At 37.7% G+C, this 18,818-nt stretch carries 19 protein-coding genes; 12 read left to right on the forward strand and 7 right to left on the reverse strand.

Annotated features, from left to right (window positions below; all coding sequences use genetic code 11):
• The first annotated feature begins 39 nt into the window (after positions 1-39).
• Positions 40-975 carry a ketopantoate reductase family protein gene (locus tag BUE84_RS08830; RefSeq protein ID WP_079241315.1) on the forward strand — a complete coding sequence of 312 codons (936 nt, stop codon included), beginning with the start codon at positions 40-42 and terminating at the stop codon, positions 973-975.
• Between the two features lie 90 nt (positions 976-1,065).
• Here BUE84_RS08830 and BUE84_RS08835 read toward each other — a convergent pair whose 3' ends face one another.
• From BUE84_RS08835 to BUE84_RS08860, 6 genes are all read right to left on the reverse strand, one after another.
• Entirely contained in the window at positions 1,066-1,416 is a 351-nt protein-coding gene (locus BUE84_RS08835; RefSeq protein WP_079241316.1) for a 4Fe-4S dicluster domain-containing protein, read from the reverse strand.
• Positions 1,417-1,560: 144 nt separating this feature from the next.
• The gene (locus tag BUE84_RS08840; RefSeq protein WP_079241317.1) at positions 1,561-1,884 is read right to left on the reverse strand and encodes a 2Fe-2S iron-sulfur cluster-binding protein; all 324 of its coding nucleotides are present in this window, start codon (positions 1,882-1,884) and stop codon (positions 1,561-1,563) included.
• A 5-nt stretch (positions 1,885-1,889) separates the two neighbouring features.
• Positions 1,890-2,942, reverse strand: coding sequence for an NAD(P)/FAD-dependent oxidoreductase (locus tag BUE84_RS08845; RefSeq protein WP_079241318.1), 1,053 nt, complete (start codon positions 2,940-2,942; stop codon positions 1,890-1,892).
• A gap of 1 nt (position 2,943) precedes the next feature.
• Positions 2,944-3,513 (reverse strand): NADPH-dependent FMN reductase, encoded by a 570-nt coding sequence (locus BUE84_RS08850; RefSeq protein ID WP_079241319.1) that lies wholly within the window; start codon positions 3,511-3,513, stop codon positions 2,944-2,946.
• Between the two features lie 4 nt (positions 3,514-3,517).
• Entirely contained in the window at positions 3,518-4,018 is a 501-nt protein-coding gene (locus BUE84_RS08855) for a DUF2480 family protein (protein ID WP_079241320.1), read from the reverse strand.
• 23 nt (positions 4,019-4,041) lie between these two features.
• Positions 4,042-4,668, reverse strand: coding sequence for a superoxide dismutase (locus BUE84_RS08860; protein WP_079241321.1), 627 nt, complete (start codon positions 4,666-4,668; stop codon positions 4,042-4,044).
• 195 nt (positions 4,669-4,863) lie between these two features.
• Here BUE84_RS08860 and BUE84_RS08865 point away from each other — a divergent pair, with 195 nt between their 5' ends.
• Together BUE84_RS08865 and hxpB are read left to right on the forward strand one after the other, a co-directional pair.
• Positions 4,864-5,484: a helix-turn-helix transcriptional regulator gene (locus tag BUE84_RS08865; protein ID WP_079241322.1), complete on the forward strand. Its 621-nt coding sequence runs from the start codon at positions 4,864-4,866 to the stop codon at positions 5,482-5,484.
• 36 nt (positions 5,485-5,520) lie between these two features.
• Entirely contained in the window at positions 5,521-6,168 is a 648-nt protein-coding gene (gene hxpB, locus BUE84_RS08870) for a hexitol phosphatase HxpB (RefSeq protein WP_079241323.1), read from the forward strand.
• A gap of 86 nt (positions 6,169-6,254) precedes the next feature.
• Here hxpB and BUE84_RS08875 read toward each other — a convergent pair whose 3' ends face one another.
• Positions 6,255-6,881 (reverse strand): RNA polymerase sigma factor, encoded by a 627-nt coding sequence (locus tag BUE84_RS08875; RefSeq protein ID WP_079241324.1) that lies wholly within the window; start codon positions 6,879-6,881, stop codon positions 6,255-6,257.
• A 240-nt stretch (positions 6,882-7,121) separates the two neighbouring features.
• Here BUE84_RS08875 and BUE84_RS08880 point away from each other — a divergent pair, with 240 nt between their 5' ends.
• From BUE84_RS08880 to BUE84_RS08920, 9 genes are all read left to right on the forward strand, one after another.
• Positions 7,122-8,078 (forward strand): FecR family protein, encoded by a 957-nt coding sequence (locus BUE84_RS08880; protein WP_238594391.1) that lies wholly within the window; start codon positions 7,122-7,124, stop codon positions 8,076-8,078.
• A gap of 51 nt (positions 8,079-8,129) precedes the next feature.
• On the forward strand, positions 8,130-11,432 hold the full coding sequence (locus tag BUE84_RS08885) for a TonB-dependent receptor (protein WP_079241326.1): 3,303 nt from the start codon (positions 8,130-8,132) through the stop codon (positions 11,430-11,432).
• Positions 11,433-11,488: 56 nt separating this feature from the next.
• Entirely contained in the window at positions 11,489-12,775 is a 1,287-nt protein-coding gene (locus tag BUE84_RS08890; protein ID WP_079241327.1) for a hypothetical protein, read from the forward strand.
• Between the two features lie 321 nt (positions 12,776-13,096).
• Complete coding sequence (locus BUE84_RS08895; protein WP_079241328.1) at positions 13,097-14,389, forward strand: hypothetical protein; 1,293 nt, start codon at positions 13,097-13,099, stop codon at positions 14,387-14,389.
• 76 nt (positions 14,390-14,465) lie between these two features.
• Positions 14,466-15,389 carry a T9SS-dependent choice-of-anchor J family protein gene (locus tag BUE84_RS08900; RefSeq protein ID WP_079241329.1) on the forward strand — a complete coding sequence of 308 codons (924 nt, stop codon included), beginning with the start codon at positions 14,466-14,468 and terminating at the stop codon, positions 15,387-15,389.
• Positions 15,390-15,569: 180 nt separating this feature from the next.
• Positions 15,570-16,313 carry a hypothetical protein gene (locus BUE84_RS08905; RefSeq protein ID WP_238594392.1) on the forward strand — a complete coding sequence of 248 codons (744 nt, stop codon included), beginning with the start codon at positions 15,570-15,572 and terminating at the stop codon, positions 16,311-16,313.
• 6 nt (positions 16,314-16,319) lie between these two features.
• Positions 16,320-17,660: a S41 family peptidase gene (locus tag BUE84_RS08910; protein WP_079241331.1), complete on the forward strand. Its 1,341-nt coding sequence runs from the start codon at positions 16,320-16,322 to the stop codon at positions 17,658-17,660.
• 80 nt (positions 17,661-17,740) lie between these two features.
• Positions 17,741-18,010, forward strand: coding sequence for a hypothetical protein (locus BUE84_RS08915; RefSeq protein ID WP_034698669.1), 270 nt, complete (start codon positions 17,741-17,743; stop codon positions 18,008-18,010).
• Positions 18,011-18,090: 80 nt separating this feature from the next.
• Entirely contained in the window at positions 18,091-18,813 is a 723-nt protein-coding gene (locus BUE84_RS08920) for a sterol desaturase family protein (RefSeq protein ID WP_079241332.1), read from the forward strand.
• Positions 18,814-18,818: the final 5 nt, after the last annotated feature.

Below are 18,818 nucleotides of genomic sequence, written 5' to 3' on the forward strand. Positions count from 1 at the left end.
TTTAAATGTCATCCCTGATCTTTGCTTAAAAATAATTTCATGAACAAAAAACATATTGTTGTAGTAGGATTGGGTGGTGTAGGTGGTTATTTTGGTTTTAAAATCAATCAGACCAATGAAACTACAGGAAAATATTCTGTTTCTTTTGTAGCCCGTGGAGAAACTTATGAGAAAGTAAAAGAAAACGGATTGACATTGCTGTCTCCGGAGCATTCCAATTCACAGACTCATCCTAATAATATAGTAGAGAACATCAGTGAGATCAAAAATCCTGATCTCGTGTTGATTTGTGTAAAAGAATACGATCTTGAAAATGTCTGCAAACAATTGCTGCCAGTCATTAATAAAGATACTGTCCTTCTTCCGATGATGAACGGAGCAGATATCTATGACAGAATACGTACCGTTATTCCGGATCATACCGTTCTTCCAACCTGTATTTATGTAGCTTCTCATATTAAAGAGAGAGGAATTGTAGAGCATAAAGGAAAAGCCGGGAAAATGGTTATTGGTAGAGATCCTGAGCATTTTTCCACTCCAGTGGAATGGGTTACAGACCTTTTGAGTGAAAGTAAAATTGATTTTGATTTCAAGGATAATTCATTAACGGATATCTGGACAAAATTTATTTTCATTGCCAGTGTCGGATTGGTAACGGCAAAGCATAATTCATCCATCGGAACCGTATGTACGGACGAGCAACAGAAGAAGGAAGCGACTGAAATTATGAAAGAAATACAACAGATTGCTGCTAAAAAAGAAATCCATCTTCAGGAAGATATCATTGATAAAACATTTGAAAAAGCCTCTACATTTCCTTTTGAAACGCCTACTTCCTTACAGCTTGATATCCATTCTGGAAAGAAGAATAACGAACTGGAATTGTTTGCAGGTGCTGTATTGAAATATGGTGCTGAAACAGGTGTAGAAACTCCTTTCACTCAAAAAATTTATACTGAGATTAAAGCAATATAAGTTGAGGCTAAAGCCGAATGAAAAAGAATGATAAAAAAGGCGGGTTTAAACCCGCCTCTATTGAAATTAAATATAAAAGATAGAAGTTGATTAAGCACTGTGCATGAATTTTTGTCTGTCCAATAGTACTTCTTCCGTTTCCCTGTGATCAGGATCATCTATACAACAGTCTACAGGGCATACAGCTTTACATTGAGGCTCTTCATGAAAACCTTTACATTCCGTACATTTTCCGGATACGATATAATATACTTCATCCGAGACAGCCGGATGGTAGGTATCAGCATCACCTTCTGTGCCGTCGGGGAATGTAATATGTCCTGAAAGCTTGGTTTTGTCTTTCCAGCGCCAGTCGATAGCACCTTCGTAAATGGCTGAGTTGGGGCATTCAGGCTCGCAGGCTCCACAGTTGATACAGGCATCTGTTATTTTTATAGCCATATTGTTTGAATTTAAAGGGTTTAAAAAAGGGATTTCTTCAACGCTGAATGGTTCGGAAATCCCCGCTAAACTTAATTACAGCAGTTCAACACTGTTCTTTGAAAATAAGCAGCATAAAGTGTGCTAATTTTTATTTTTAACTCATTAATCTGCAGCAATTTCTACCGACAGCCCATCCATTTGAGCTGTAAGATGAATCTGGCAGGCTAATCTGCTTGTAGCTTTGGAGGTAAATAGCTCTGATAATAAAGCTTCTTCAATATCATTTTTTTCAGGAAGAGCAGATGTTTCACTCAAAACAAAGCAATGACAGGTGGCACACATGGCCATACCTCCACACATGGCTTCCATAGGTAATTCATAAGCTTTGCAGATATCTTTAAGGGTAAGCCCCATTTCTAAAGGGCATAGCAAAGTGTGTGTATTACCGCTTTGGTCGATAACAGTAATGGTAATCTCGTTCTCCATAATCCTTAGTCAATAGTGGTTACTATCTGTTTTTCTGCTTGTTTTTTTGTTCCGTCAAAACCTTCGATTCCGCTTACTGTGGTATATTTTAAAACAAATTTTTTATTTGGATTAAGACGCTGATAAATACTTTGGCAGGCAATGGCCGCTTCATGGAATCCACACAGGATCAGTTTCATTTTATAAGGATAAGTATTAATGTCACCCACAGCATAGACTCCCGAAATATTGGTTTGAAAATCGGTACTGTTGTTTACTTTTATGGCATTCTTTTCCAGTTCAATTCCCCATTCTGTTAAAGGTCCCAGCCTTGGAACCAATCCGAAAAGAGGAATGAAATAATCTGTTTCAATAGACTGTATTGAACCTTCTTTTTCAACCAGAATTTCCTTTAAATGATCATTACCTTTTAATCCTATTACTTCTGCAGGAGTAATCAGATTGATTTTGCCTTCCTGTTTTAATTTTTTCACTTTTTCAACAGAATCCAGCGCGCCACGGAACTCATTTCTTCTGTGAATAAGAGTAAGAGAGGAAGCTATCTCAGCAAGATGAATGGTCCAGTCCAGTGCTGAATCTCCACCTCCGGCAATTACCACATGTTTTCCGGCATAGTCCTCCGGATTTTTGATGAAATAATTAACTCCACGCTCTTCAAACGCTGAAATATTTTCAATAGGTGGTTTTTTAGGCTCAAAACTTCCCAGTCCTCCGGCAATAATAACGGCTTTCGCTCGGTGTTTTGTTCCTTTATCAGTAATGACTTCAAAAAGATTTTCTTCCAGTTTGAGAAGATGTATGGCTGTTTCATTAAAGGTAAAGCCTGGTTCAAACTGTTTGATTTGTTCATAAAGGTTATCAATGAGCTCTCCGGCAAGTACAGTTGGAAATCCGGGAATGTCAAAAATAGGTTTCTTGGGATATAATTCTGATAACTGGCCTCCCATCTGTGGCAATGCATCGATAATATGGCATCGCATTTTGAGAAGGCCGGCTTCAAATACCGTAAATAACCCTGCAGGGCCGGCACCAATGATCAGTATATCTGTTTCTATCATGTTATGAATGGTTTATAGTCGTTTTTTCTATTTTTTTAGAAGTTGCAATGGTGATAAGCTTATCAAACTTACCGGAATAGAGATCCGAAATTTGCGTAGATTGGTCAGCTGCGAATAATGATGATCTGACAATGGGAACGCTGAATGGCAATGGCCAGGCACGCAATGATTTGGCAATAGAATCCATAGCATTGATTCCCTGCATAGCCTGCAGACCATCTGCCCAGCACACCAGGCCTACCATTTTATCTGTAAGATAAGGCTCATACCTGTTGGCGGTCACTTCAAGCCAGTCCAGACAGTTTTTCATCACGCCCGGAATGCTTCCGTGGTAAAGAGGAGCCAGCCATATATGAAGATCAGCATCAGTAAACATCTGAGTCATACGTTCTACAGCCAAAGGGGTTTTGGTAAGAGTAACATCGAATAACGGAATGCCGGAATCTGCAAGCGTAAAAATATCAGTCTGAATTCCCAGCGTTTTCAGACGTTCCGACAAATAATCTGAAATCAGTCCGGAAGTAGATAAAGTTCTTCTTTCCAGTGAACCGTTGAATATAATTGCTTTCATTTTGTTATTGTTTAAAAATTACTTTTGGTAATCCTATCTCACCGTACATCAGTGTTTTTACTAAAGGTTTTAATAATCCTGCTGCTAATAAATACAAAGCAGGATCATGACTGGTACTTGCCCGGACTACAACTTTTTGATTTCTATATTGTTTAAGGTCAGCATAAATAAGACGGCGTTTCCAGAGATCAAGCAGTATTGTTTCTGCGTTGTTTAAATCCACATAAGAAGCATAAGGAGACAGTTTTTCCATAATGAGCATGTAAGCCCAGGGAGGAATAATGGCATCCGTAGAGCAGATAATACCTACTGCTTTTTCATTGTATATAGAAAAATCCACCACAGCAATTGATTCCTTAAATTCTTTCTCCTTCACAATCATTTCCATAAAAAGATGATCTTTAATATCCAATTCTACAATTTCCGTAGTGGGTTTGTATTCTGAAAGGTCAAGGGCAATAATGCCTGAAGCCTTTGCTTTATTGATAAAATTTTCCTCAGTCATAGTTTGTTTATATTCAATATTATTTATCTTACTTTTGACAAAGCTTCTTCATATTTTCTTTCAACGGCAGACCAATCCAGTACAGACCAGAAAGCATCAAGGTAATCTGCACGTTTATTCTGATAATTCAAATAGTAAGCATGCTCCCAAACGTCTATTCCAAGAATCGGAAAACCTCTGTTTGTGGGAAGGATATCCATCATCGGATTATCCTGATTAGGAGTAGAACTGATGGCCAGAGATCCGTTGAACTTCACAAATAACCATACCCATCCGGAACCAAACTGTGACAAACCTGTTTTTTTCATTTCTGCTTTTAGATTGTCAATACTCCCGAAAGTGGCTGTAATATCATCATGAAGCATCCCTTCAGGCATAAGCTTAGGCTGAGACGAAAGAGTTTCCCAGAATAAAGAATGGTTATAGTGGCCGCCACCATTATTTCTTATGGCAGGACTGTATTCGCTGATTCTTTGTAATAAAGAATCCAGATCGGGATTCGTTTCGTTGGTTTGTGCCAGAGCATTATTCAGATTATCTACATAAGCCTGATGATGCTTTTGATGGTGAATCGTCATTGTTTCTTTATCTATAAATGGCGCTAAGGCATCGTAAGCATAAGGTAATTGGGGTAATGTAAATGGGTTCATCGTCTTTATTTTTTTTGATTACTATGTGACAAAGGTAGAAATATATTTCAATAAAACAACTTTTAGGTTGTTTTATTGATTCTGTCGTTTGAAAGTATAATGTCTTGTAAATGTTTGTTTTAAGCTTTGATTTTTGAGGTTATAGAAAATGACTATATTTGTTGTTGAAAAATAAAACAACCTAAATATTGTCAAATGAAGAAGCCGGCTGTGGATCGTATTCTGATGTTTTTAAAGATGAGAGGTGAAGCTACATCACTTCTTATTGCTGAAGAATTGTCGATCACTAAAGAAGGAGCAAGAAAACACTTGCTGAACCTTGCTCAGGAAGGATTGATCCGGTCTTCGGTGAAAAGTGAAGGAGTGGGCCGCCCTTCTACCTATTATACACTTACAGAGAAAGGATTGTCTCAATTTCCGGATACGCACGCAGATGTCACGGTTCAGATTTTGAAATCAGTAAAAAATCTTTTAGGGGAAAATGCTTTGGAATTATTGATCAGTGATCGGGAAAAAAATACCCATGAACGGTATGAAAAAGTTTTGTCTAAGGCGAAATCTCTTGAACAGCGTCTTGAATCTCTTTCAAAGGTTCGTAGTGATGAAGGTTATATGGCAGAATGGAAAAAAGAAGGTGAAGATTATTTTCTGATTGAAAACCATTGTCCGATATGTGCTGCTGCAACAGAATGCCAGGGTTTCTGCCGGGCTGAATTATCCAATTTCCAATCTCTGATAGGAAAGGAGTACAAAGTGGAAAGAGTAGATCACATCATTTCCGGCGGACAGCGCTGCGTGTATAAAATCAGCCAATAATTCATTATTCATAATCCCTCATTTATCATTCAAGAAATGGTTTTAAAAGCAGTAATATTTGACATGGACGGTGTTTTGATAGACTCAGAAAAATTCTGGACTCAGGCAGAACTGGATGTATTTTCATCCTATGGAGTGCAGGTTACAGATGATCTTGCGGCACAAACCAAATATATGACCACTCAGGAAGTCACAGAATTCTGGTATGAAAGATTCCCGTGGGAAAATTTTGATGCCTCTGAGTTGGAAAATAAAGTAGTAACGAGAGTAATCGAAATGATTCAAGGTCAGGACTGTACAATGTCTGGTGTACAGGAGTTTATTAAAAATCTTAAGAGTAAAGAATATAAAATAGGGCTCGCAACCAATGCTCCTTTGCGTGTAGCCCATGTGGTTCTTGAAAAGCTTCAGGTTCGTGAACTGTTTGATACCGTTCATTCATCAGAGTTTGAAACTCAGGGAAAACCCCATCCGGCCGTATATCTTACTTCTGCAAAAAATATGGGAATTTCTCCGGAACACTGTATTGCTATTGAAGACAGCCACTCAGGATTAAAGGCTGCAAAGGAGGCCGGAATGCAGACCGTAATTTTCACGAATAATAATGAAAACATAGATTCAAACCTTGCAGATTTTAAAATACTGGACTTTAATAAAGCTTTGCTCCCAGTGTTTAGTGAATAGTGAATACGCTTCGCTGTGAATCTTGATAGCTGTTATAAAAACTGACGATTGACTCGACCCAGAATCCCGAACCTCGCATCCCATTCTCAATACCTTGTCAAAACCTCCATTAAAAGCAGGATAGAAACCAGTTTCTTTGACGACTGATACTCAGGGTTCAGCTGTTCTCGGATTTCTCCCAACGCTTTACTTAATTTATTACTTACCGTCTTGTTGCTGATTCCCAGTGCTTCTGCTGTTTCATTGACCGACATATTTTTCCTGATTCTCATATCGTAGACCTGCTGCTCCGTTGAGGGAAGTTGAGCAACCACCTCGTCAATCATGGATAACAAAGCAGAAATTTCATTTTCCTCAAGAATTTCAAAATAATCTGAATCTGCGATCTCAATTTCATTCGGAATATCAAACTCATCAATGCTCAGCGTAGGAGGTGCTTTTTTGTAGCTGTTATAAAAATCAATGATTCTGTAATGAAGATGGCGGAGAAGGTAGCCTTTCGCACTTTCTGTATCATCGGTTTGTATCACGTCTGTATTTTCAAGAATCTTCATCCATAAGTTCTGGAGAATTTCTTCAGAGACTTCTTTATCCCGTGTCCGTATAAAAACAAAGCGATATAGACTATCCCAGTATCGGTCATACAGCAGCATAAATGCAGGATGATCGCCTGATTTTATTTTCTTTAATAATGTATAGTCTGTTGGGCTCATATTGTGATACAAAATTACCTAAAGGAAAATTAACTTTTTGTGAACTTTGGGTGTGATAAGATTAAATATTTCTGAAAAACAGGGCTCAAATGTGACGTTAATGTTGAGTAAATGTGAAAAAGGATGAAAATTATTAACAATTTGGTTGTAATGTGAATATAACATTAAGGATGCCCTGGGGAAGTTTTTCATTTTCACTGTCTTATAGATAGAAGTATCTGTGAATACATGAAAGACCTTATGAAAAAACGTTTACCATATAAAAATATTGAAGCCTTTGTTTTCAGACTTTGGGAACGGGAAGTTTCGGAAGACTCAATCTCTGAAAAAGAAAATGAACTTTTAAATCAATGGAAGAATATTGCAGAAAAAGACCTGGATATTGTTCATCTTAAAGAATCCAGAGAAAGGATATTATCCGGGCTGGAGTATTACTTTCCTCAAACAGATATTATTTCTATCCAATCTGCAAAGAGCTTTACAACCCATCTCTATAAAATAGCTGCAGTTATTATTCTGCTTTTATCATTGGGCGGAATATTTACCTACACCATGTTCATTAAACCTGATGTATATATTGCAAAATCCGGAAACCGTATTGTTCATCTTGAAGATGGATCTGTAGTTACTCTTTTATCAGGCGCTGTACTGACTGTAGAGAAATCTTTTCCTGCGTCCACAAGGATAGTAGATTTAAAAGGAGATGCAATCTTCTCTGTGGCAAAATCTAAAATACATCCTTTTATCGTTCGTGCGGATGGCTTCAGTACCAAAGTATTGGGAACGGTATTTAAAATCTCACAATCAGGGAAGAATAAAGCTGTGGATCTGTATGAAGGCAAGGTAGCGGTATCCTCTCCTGGAGTTGCTGTTTCTTTCCTTACACCGAATCAGAAGTGGACCAATTTCGGAATTGCTCATACTACAGCGGTTATTTCATTGAAGCCTGTAAAAAACTCAGTAAATAAAGCTCCTGCAATATTGTCTTTCAGCTTTAACGATGTTCCTTTAAAAGAAGTAGTAGCAGTCCTGGAAAGCAATTACAGTACAACGGTTCTATATCCTAAAGAAGCTGAAAATAAAAAGATTACTGCCGATTTTACTGGAGGAACCGTCGGTGAAAATATTGAATCCCTGGCCTTTATCCTCGGATTGGAAGTACAGAAAAAAGAAAGCACCTATATCCTTAAGAAATAAATCATTATTCAAAAAAATTAAATAATCATAATCAAGAGAACACTATTAAGTATGAAAAGTTTGAAATGTGGGATTACCATAGCAGCCTTATTTTTTACTGTAGCCGCAGAAGCTCAGGAGCTGGTGCAGAAAGTGACATTTTCTGTACCTGCCAACAGACCGTTGATTGAAGTTTTAGAAGAATTTGCCGGAAAAACGGGAATGAGACTGGCTTATTCCAAGGTAGACATTAAAGAGCTGAAGGTAAAAGGAGTGAAATGTGAAAATACTTCTGTCAACAATTGTCTGAAGGATATTACCAACGGACTTCCTATAGTGTACCGACTGCATGGTGACCTTATTTCGATAAAATATGAAAGCTCTACTATTTCTGCAGTGGGAAACGGACGAATTTCCGGTAAAATAGTGGATGAGGTGGGAAATCCCATTACCGGAGCAGAAGTTACTATTGCTCAGAAAACTGTAGTCACAGATAATAACGGAGATTTCACCATAGATCTTCCTTCAGGAACATATAATCTGACGATAAAAGCTCCTAAATATAATACGCTGAGAGTTGAAAAACTATCTGTTACCAATAAAGAAACCAATGCTGTTTCATTTGCTTTAAATAAGGCTTCTGATAAAATTACAGACATTAAGGAAGTTGTGATTACTGCATCTCGTAAAGCAGATACTCAGGCGGGACTTCTTGCCCAGCAGAAAAAAGCAGCCCAGATGAGTGATGGTATTTCAGCGGAGCAGATTTCCAAAACGCCGGACAGCGATGTGGGAGGAACTTTGAAAAGAGTAACAGGAATCACCACTATTGATAATAAATATGTAGTGGTACGATCTATGGGAGAACGCTGGAATACTGCTGCCATGGACGGAATCAACCTGCCAAGTACGGAAGCCTATAACCAGAACTTTTCATTTGATATCATTCCTACAGCAATGGTAGAAAGTGTAGTGGTAAGCAAATCTGCAACACCTGATATGAATGCAAGCTTTGCAGGAGGCTACGTAGAAGTAAGGACCAAAGATATTCCCAATGAAAATTTTACAACCGTAACGTTGGGAACTTCTTATAATGATCAGTCGGCCTTCAAGGAATTTCTGACCCGTAAACGTGGAAAGTATGATTATTTCGGATATGATGACGGAAGCAGGGATTTCCCTAAAGGACTTGAACCGATGAACTGGACAGATCCAAGATTTTTTGAACAATCCAGACAGTTTACCAATGATAATTTCAGCACCTATAAAACCAGAGGTGACATGGGATCTAATATACAGCTGGCATTAGGAAGAACATATGCGCTTAAAAACAATAATAAATGGGGTTTTGCAGGAGCATTTGTCATCAGAAATGAACAGAATAAACTGGACATTGACCACACAGGAAGAGGAAACTGGCTGGATACCACGGGACCTTATATTGCAGATTGGGAAACAAAAGGAGTCGCTCCTATACCATTTTATAACTTCAAAAATAAAGGTGCTTCCTATAATTACAACTCTACAGTTGCGGGGATGCTTAATTTCGGACTTCAGTTAGGGAAAAACAGAATTTCATTCCGTAATTCCTATACCCATATTTTTGATAATACCCTGACCAGAGTTACCGGTTGGAATGAATATACTACGGGTAGTGCCATGGCTTCCAATGCAGAATTAGCCTACAATTATTTTTATAACGGAATTATACCCAATAATGATCCTGCTCAGATCAAAAACTTAGACAGGCCTTATACTGATAATACGAATTATCCCATTTTTCAGATGCTCCTACAAAATAAACTGGAAGGGAATCATAAAATAGGAAATGCGGAAGTCAACTGGTTTGCAGCAAGAACCGGGATAACATCCGATACTAAAGATTATACCCAGTATCTGACGCTATATGATTTTATTGGGAGTGAGATCCTGACTTATCATAAAATCTATAACACAGGAGGAAATTTTTATAGAGGATATATAGCCAATAAAGAAACTGATTACAATTATGGTGCTTCAGTTAAATGGGATCTGGATTTTGGAAACGTAAAAAATACGGTGAAGACAGGATATGCAGGAACATTGAAAAATAATACCAATCAACAACAAAAATTCTTCCTACGGGTGGATGAGAACAGAAATGTTCCGAATAGTGAAAAAAATTATTTGACAATGTATGGAGCTCTTGCAGATTGGTTCAATGGATCTCACTATGTACCGGGAGGTATTGGATGGGAAACCCGGGCACTGTATAAAAATGATAAATATGAAGGAGAAGTTAATCAGCACGCGGTTTTTGTCATGTTTGATAACCGTTGGAAGAAATTAAGGTTAGTTTGGGGACTTCGTGCAGAATATTTTAAATATAATCTTATCTCACAACAATTAGACCCCAGTGATACCAAGAATGTAGAAAGAGCGGCCATTGAGGATAAACCGTGGCAATGGATGCCCTCTATGAACTTTACCTACAGTCCTACGAATAAAATGAATCTCAGGCTTGCCTACAACAGATCTGTAATTCGTCCGCAGTTTAATGAAAGAACTGGTTTACCCTATTTTGACCCGATAGCTAATGGTTTGATTTATAATACAGAAATGACATCTTCAGTCATCAATAATTATGATTTCAAATTTGAATGGTTTCCCGGATTGGGAGAAATCTTTTCTGCAGGGTTGTATTATAAAAATATAGACAGACCTATAGAACGTGAGGGACATATTTCCAGCGAAGGAAATCTATATCTCTATAATGGTAATTCGAAAAACGCAAAATTATTGGGAGTAGAGGCTGAGGTAAGAAAGAATTTAGGATTTATTGCAGACGGAACCTTTTTGGAAAAACTTTTTATAAGCGGAAACTTCACCTATAATCATACAAAGGTAGTAGCCTTTAAAGATCTTTATAAAACAGGTGAGAATGATGAAACCTATGAAGTAAAACGTCCGCTCTATGGACAGACTCCTTATGCCTATAATCTTGGATTGACCTATGATGGTGATCGTTTGGGACTTAGCTTTTTATATAATGCTAAAGGCGATCAGTATATTACTGTTGGGTATGCTTACAAAGGAGAAGAAATACAGCGTCCTTATGCTGTGGCAGACGCACAGATCTCCTACAAATTTCTTCGGAATAAAAATCTTGAATTAAAATTAAACGCCAGAAACTTATTCAACAGAGTGAAGGAATACTATAATAATTATAATTCCTATGTGATACCCTTGGGATTGGGGAGTGCCATTGGAACTGAGCGGGAAGCCTGGGGACTTTTGCCCGGTGCAACAGACAGATATGATAAGAATATTGATAAGATTATGTTTCGGGCCTATAGTGGAAGAATGTTCAGCCTAAGTGTGAACTATATGTTTTAAAACATAATCAAGATATAGGTCTAAATAAAATAGAATACAATAATTAAAGCGGTACAATGAAAAAGTTAATTCCAATTATAATATTATCATTCCTTACAGCTTGTCAGCATGACAGATTAGAGGATAAGAAATCTTCGTTTGAAATAAAGGCTACTTCATCTGAATATATTACAGCTTCTGCACTTCCGGTAACTACTGTAAGTGGTAATATTACCACTAATACAATCTGGAGTGGAGTCATCGAAATGGATGGAATAATAACAGTAAAAGATGGAGCTACACTGACAATCCTTCCAGGAACATATATTAAAGCAAAACCAAAAGGAACAACAGCTCCGTCAGGAGTTCTGATCATCACAAAAACAGGGAAAATCAATGCAGTAGGAACAGAAAGTCAGCCGATTATTTTTACAAGTTATAAGCTGTTGGACGGTAATGAAGATACTATTGGAGAGCCTGGCGACTTTGGTGGATTGATCCTGCTGGGGGATGCTTTAACGAATACTCCTTCTACAACAACCATTGAAGGACTTTTTGGACCTGATTATTATTATGGTGGGACTAACCAAAATCATAACGCAGGAATCGTGAAATATGTACGTATTGAATTCGGAGGAACAGATATATTCCCCTATACAATCCATGAAATTAACGGCCTTACTTTAGCCGGAGTAGGTAGTGGTACCACTATCGATCATATTCAGGTGTCTTATGATAAAGACGATTCCTTTGAATTTTATGGAGGAAACGTAAATGCTTCCAATCTCATTTCTTTTGCACCAGATGATGATAATTTCGATTTTAATAATGGATATACTGGGACTGTTACATGTGCACTTGCTTTGGCAGACTATAATTCTACACATAGTCTCAGTGGGGCCGTCAATGATTCTCACGGTATTGAACTCGATAATAATATTGATGGAACATCTACACCATTAGTAACACATCCTGTAGTGAATAACCTTACAATAATAGGTTCTTGGAAATCCACTATGGGTGCTAGGTACGGAAATGGAATTTATATCAGAAGAAATGGAAGATTAACATTAAATGATGCTACCATTACAGGATATCCTGTTGGAATCAAAGTAGAAGGTACAGGTTCAATGCTTGCTTCTGCCTCTAATTATAATACAATTTTTGTTCACGGATTTACAATTTCCGTCACAGGGGCTGGTACATCAGGAATTCCTATGGCTAACTTATCTACTGGACTTTCTGCTTCCGGTTGGGGAATGAATCAACCATTTTTTAATGAGGGAGGATGGAATGTATCACCAAGAAATTGTGGCAATTTTCAAGGACTTTGGACCAAATATAATTTCTCCATTCTAGAATAAGGAAATGAGCCTTATGAGCATGGAAATAGAAACTTAGAGTAAAAAGATATCTTAATTATAGAAGCGTACAGGTTTCGGTAACCTGATCAAAACTGAAAAAAACTGATGATGCGCACAGCAGTACAGTTCTGAAAAAACCGGACGTTAACAGCTTTTCCCACGCTTTAACGATTTCCATGGGAACTCCCGCAATGCAGTTCCTCCTGCAGCGATGGGATGAACACCAAAAAACAAATCGAAGGAATAGAGAGGAAGATATTCCTGAATAAAAAACTGATCTGGTATAAAATAACACGACCGGATTTATTAAAAATTATAACAATGAAAAGACTAACTCTAATTGCAGTGGCAGCATTATCTCTTACAGCTTGTCAAAACGATCAACTGGCGGATTCATCTTCTCCATTCGAAATGAAATCTACTTCTGCTGAGTACCTTACAGCTTCTGCTCTTCCGGTAACCAGCGTAAGCGGTGATATTACTTCAAATACTACATGGAGTGGTGTAGTTGAATTAAATGGAGTTGTAACCGTAAAAAATGGTGCTACATTAACAATTCAGCCGGGTACATTCATTAAAGCTAAACCAAGCACAAACAATACCGCTACAGGAGTTTTGGTAATTTCTAAAACAGGAAAAATCAACGCAGCGGGTACAGAAGCTCAACCTATTATTTTCACCAGCTACAAATTGTTAGACGGAAACGAAGATACAACTGCTGCTCCTGGTGATTTCGGTGGGGTTATCATTTTAGGGGACGCTCCTACAAACACACCTTTCACAAAAACGATTGAAGGATTATCTGGACCTGATTTCTATTACGGTGGTACAAATGCTTCTCACAACGGTGGAACATTGAAATATGTACGTATTGAGTTTGCAGGGTACGATCTTTTAGCGCCAAACTCAGGAAACGAAATCAATGGTCTTACATTAGGAGGAGTAGGGAACGGAACTACTTTGGATCATATTCAGGTATCTTTCGGAAAAGATGATTCTTTTGAATTCTTCGGAGGTACAGTAAACGCTTCAAACCTTGTTTCTTTTGCAGCAGATGATGATAACTTCGACTTCGATAACGGATATACAGGAACAATCACTTGTGCATTAGCTTTGGCAGATTACAACTCTACACACAGTCTTAGCGGATCAAGCCCGGATTCTAACGGTATCGAGCTTGATAACAACGCAGACGGTTCTTCTACAACATTGTTGACTCACCCGGTAATCAACAACCTTACCATCATTGGAGCTAAGAACTCTAATAAAGGAGTATTGTATGAAAACGGAATCCACATCAGAAGACACGGAAGATTAACATTAAATAACGCTGTAGTTACAGGATATCCTGTGGGAATCAAAGTAGAAGGTACAGGTTCTGAGCTTTCTTCAGCTTCAGCATACAACACGATTCAGGTTCACGGATTTACTACTTCAGTTACAGGTACAGGAACAGCAGGAATCCCTGCAGCTAACCTATTAACTGGAACACCTGCATCTCTATGGGGGATGAGCCAGCCATTCTTCAACGAAGGAAGCTGGAATGTATCTCCAAGAAACTGTGGAAACTTCCAGGGAATCTGGACAAAATACAATTTCACAATTGTAGAATAATAAAAACTTCTAAAAAGCAGGGAACAGCACATGCTGATTCCTTGCTTTTACTTCAAAAACATTAATAATCAGTATTATGAAAAAAATAATTTTATCATCTGTTCTGTTTTTATCTCACCTGGCTGCAGCGCAGTCTCTGGTATGGGGAAATTCTTTTGATACTCCTGCTGATCTTCAGGGATGGACATTCCATGATCTGAACAGCAATGGTAACGGATGGGTACAGGGACAAAACATTTACCATAACGGAACTACTCTTACTTATGGAACTACCGGCGTTCTTCGTCATTCTATCAGTTTGGTGCCAAGTGGAAATGCTAATGGCTTTACTGGGGAAAACGACTGGATCATTTCTCCTCAGATTGATCTTACCAATACTGCAGGTACCGTTACTTTAGCTGCGAATATCGGAAGGCAGAGAACTACCCATACTATTGTTGCCAGAGATCTTTTTATCTATGTAAGTACACCACAAAAAGAAGTTCCTACATTAGCTGATTTTCAGGCTATGACGGTAGATGCAGGTGGTAATGATATTCAGAGTCTTTATAAAATACAGGTAGGAGATTCAGCCAATCCATTTCCGGCAGATCTTACCGAGTTTGTACAATCTCTTGTAGATCTTTCTACTTTCGCAGGGAAGAAAATCTATATCGGAATGTGGGCGAACAGAAAAGCAAGTGGAAATAATATCCAGAACATTAATATTGATGAAATAGGAATTTATGCTACTTCATTTTTAGGAACTAAGGAGATAAAAAGAAACAAAATTACAACACAAATAGCTGAAAATCCGGTAAAAGAATCTTTACAGCTGCAGCTTAATCCATCATTGAAAGAAACTACAACGGTAGTTAATATTTACAATGCAGCTGGACAAAAAGTATTGACGACTCAGTATTCCAAAGGTATTCATATAGCTGGTCTTATAGCAGGAGCGTATATCGCAGAAGTTACAGACGGAAAGACAACGGAAAGACTGAAATTTATTAAAAAATAAGCATTCTGGCTCCTTAAAATCTGATTTTAGGAACACCATGAAATTTTATATAAAATAATGGGTAGTCTTTGAAAGAAGGCTATTCAGAATATATCCAACTAGTTTTTTTATAATTATATATTGCCCCGCTTATAGGGCTGGGCAATATTTTTAAGTTTTACAATGAAATAATTGAGAAAGATGAATAAAATCTTTGCATTACTCCTATTTTTTACGGTACTTTTTTCATGCACAGACAGCAATACGATGGAGTTGTCTGATAAGGTACAGAAACCCGGAGACGTTAATATCAAGGGATTTTCCAAACCGGATGCTCTTCAGCTGAGATTCAACGGACAACCTGTATCCATTGACGGAAAAACGTCCTATACCAATAAAATAGAAACTCAGCTTCAGTTTGTACTGGATCAGGGAGAAACCAATAAACTGTCTGTCTATAACCATGAAACAGGCACCGAAATTGCAAAATACAATATTACATATGACAATATAGAAGACTATAAAGACCTGTACTTTTTTAATCTTCCGGGAATTTACCTGCAGACGTATGCGGTAAAACCTCAGGTTAATTTTGGGAAAGTAGGTTTTGAATTTATTTTTCCCAATCTGGGAGAATTTTCAGGAACCTCACTGAAAAATGTGAAAGGTATTTTGAAAAGAGAAAACGGAGTAGTACTGGCAGAATTTGATAGTATAGGGAAAGACAATTTTACGGCTGTAAAGATTTATAATTTTTTCAGTTCCACAGCTCCGGTATATCTTGAATTATACAAACCGGGAGCTACGGAGCCTTATGCAGGAACTAAAATGATTCAGGTAAAATTAAAACAGCACACAGGGGCTAACATGATTATCCTTCAGGAAAAAATTGAAAATGGAGAATGGGTGGTAAAAGGAGATATTGACGTAGCAGAATATCTGTAATTATATATGGAAAACTTTTTAAAACTTCAATATATTGCCATCATAATCTTTCTCATTTCGTGTACCAATAATAATGACGAAAGCGCACCCGTTTTTCCGGAAGGAAGTACAGAATCTGTGAATCTATGGGTTCAGGACAGTATGAAACGTTATTATTATTGGGCAGATGAGATGCCCGTAAAACCGGATTATCAGCTTCCAGTAAAAGATTTTTTCAAAAGTCTGTTATCTTCCAAGGATCGGTTTTCTTTCATGGTGAATACGGAAGATTCCTCTTCGTATCCACGTTCAATAAGGAATATGTACGGTTTTGATTATACGGTTGTTCAGCTTAGCAATAATGAGGTTGCTACGGTGGTTAAGCTGGTGCTTCAAAATTCTCCTGCTTTCAATTCAGGACTGGAAAGAGGAATGATCATTACCAAAGTGAATGGAAAAGTAATGACAGCCGCAAATGCCGAAGCAATGGCTTCATCCATTAAAGACCAGACGGTTGTAGAACTTACCGTTGGAAAGTGGCAAAATGGAAGCGTTACGGATGAAAAAAACATTACCGTGTACTATGGTTTCTCTTTTGAGCAGCCTGTTTTATCCAAAGTTTTTGAAAAAAATGGTAAGAAAGTAGGTTATCTGTATATCTATGATTTCCCTGACGGAATGACTCAAACGCTATATCAAAAGTTTGGGGAATTGAAAGCCGCAGGAGTAAAGGAATTAATTCTGGATCTTCGATACAATTATGGTGGTTCGGTATCATCTGCCGCAGCACTTTGTTCCCTGATTCCTTCAGGATTATCATCTGGTTCACCTTTCATCATTTTTAAAGGAAATAAAAACGGAGGCGAAGTAAAAAGAACATTTGCCCAACAGATTGCTTACGATCCCAAAGCTTTGGACTTTACGGTTTTGCGTGCGAATGCATTGGGGCTGCAGAAAGTGTTTATCCTCACATCAAACAGTACGGCTTCTGCAGCCGAAATTGTAGTTAATAATCTGAAACCTTATATGCAGGTTATTCAGCTGGGAGATACTACGCTGGGGAAAGATATGGCAGGATTTGTTGTGGAAGACAAGCGTAAACCGAGAAAAATTTCCTGGCAGATTCATCCGGTGATCTATAAAGTCTTTAATGCCAACGGAGGCGGAGAATACAGCAATGGAATTTCACCACAGGTCAATGTCAATGAATTTGCCGGACTGCCATTACTACCTTTGGGTGATCCTAATGAAACCCTTATTTCTTCTGCTCTTAACGGAGGATATTTCAAATCAGTAGCTCACGAAAAGAATGGACATATCAAAATTTTATTTCAGAGTGATGTACCTCCGGTTATGATGGAAAAATAAGCTGGATCCAAAAACAAAAAATAATATAAAAAATATCTTTATCCTTTACCAATTCACAAAATAACTAAAATGATAAAATCATGCAGGGAATAGAACCAAAACTTCACATGAACCTGACCAGCCGTATTGAATATTACCGTCTGCTGATAGAAGCTGCGGAAGATCCCGAAAGCCAGCCTTCAGAAGTCATTACTCAGATTTCAGAACTGGGTCATCTGTATGAGGAATATCTTCTGAATAAGAAAAATCTGGAGAACAGCATTAAAAACTATCGGGAATATCATAACAGTTTAAGAAAGAAACTGACGTCAAGACTGCGGGAGTTGAGAAGAAAGGCAAGACAGAAATAAGGTCTGGAATATAACTTTATCGATTAATTTTACTTTGAAATTCATACCTTTATGACATCAAGCTGAAGGATGAAGGGCTTATGAATTTTAATCAAACAGAACTTTCCGGTTATTTACAGATATTTTGGCAGTTTTCCTGGCCACAATGGATTATATTCAGCCTGATTGCTAATATTTTCCTATATCTGTTTTCTATAGGGTTGTATATTTTTATTGAAAAGACTTGCCATAAAAGTCAGTTGCAGGAAAAAAATCATCCTGTTACCAGATCTGACTTTTATCTTAGTCTGCTTACTATAGCATGTAACAGCTTTGTAATGCTTTTGGGAGCTTTCTTATGGAAAACCGGATGGATTGTATTGGGACAGAATCAATCTGTAATTGGGATAATAGCGGAAGTTGTTGCTTTGCTTCTCTTAATGGATCTTCTGATGTATTTTTTTCATTGTGCTGCACATTTACCTTTTATCTACAAAGTTTTGCATGGAAAACATCATGAACATATCAGTACCAACTTTTTGAGCCTTTTTGTTCTGCATCCTTTTGAAACCATAGGATTTGGACTAATGATGCTGGTTTTACTTTTAGGCTATGATTTTTCTGTGATTTCCATTTCAGTTTATCTTTTGCTTAATCTCATCTGGGGAACGATAGGACACCTTAACAGAGAATTTTTTCCGGCTTCTTTTGACCAGTTCTTTGTAGGAACAACCAGATTTCACAACCAGCACCATTTGGATGAAAGTAAAAATTTCGGATTCTATACTTCTATCTGGGACAGAGTATTCGGCACCTATAAATAAGAGGC

It is taken from the genome of Chryseobacterium indologenes (assembly GCF_002025665.1).
Taxonomy (GTDB): Bacteria; Bacteroidota; Bacteroidia; order Flavobacteriales; family Weeksellaceae; genus Chryseobacterium; species Chryseobacterium metallicongregator.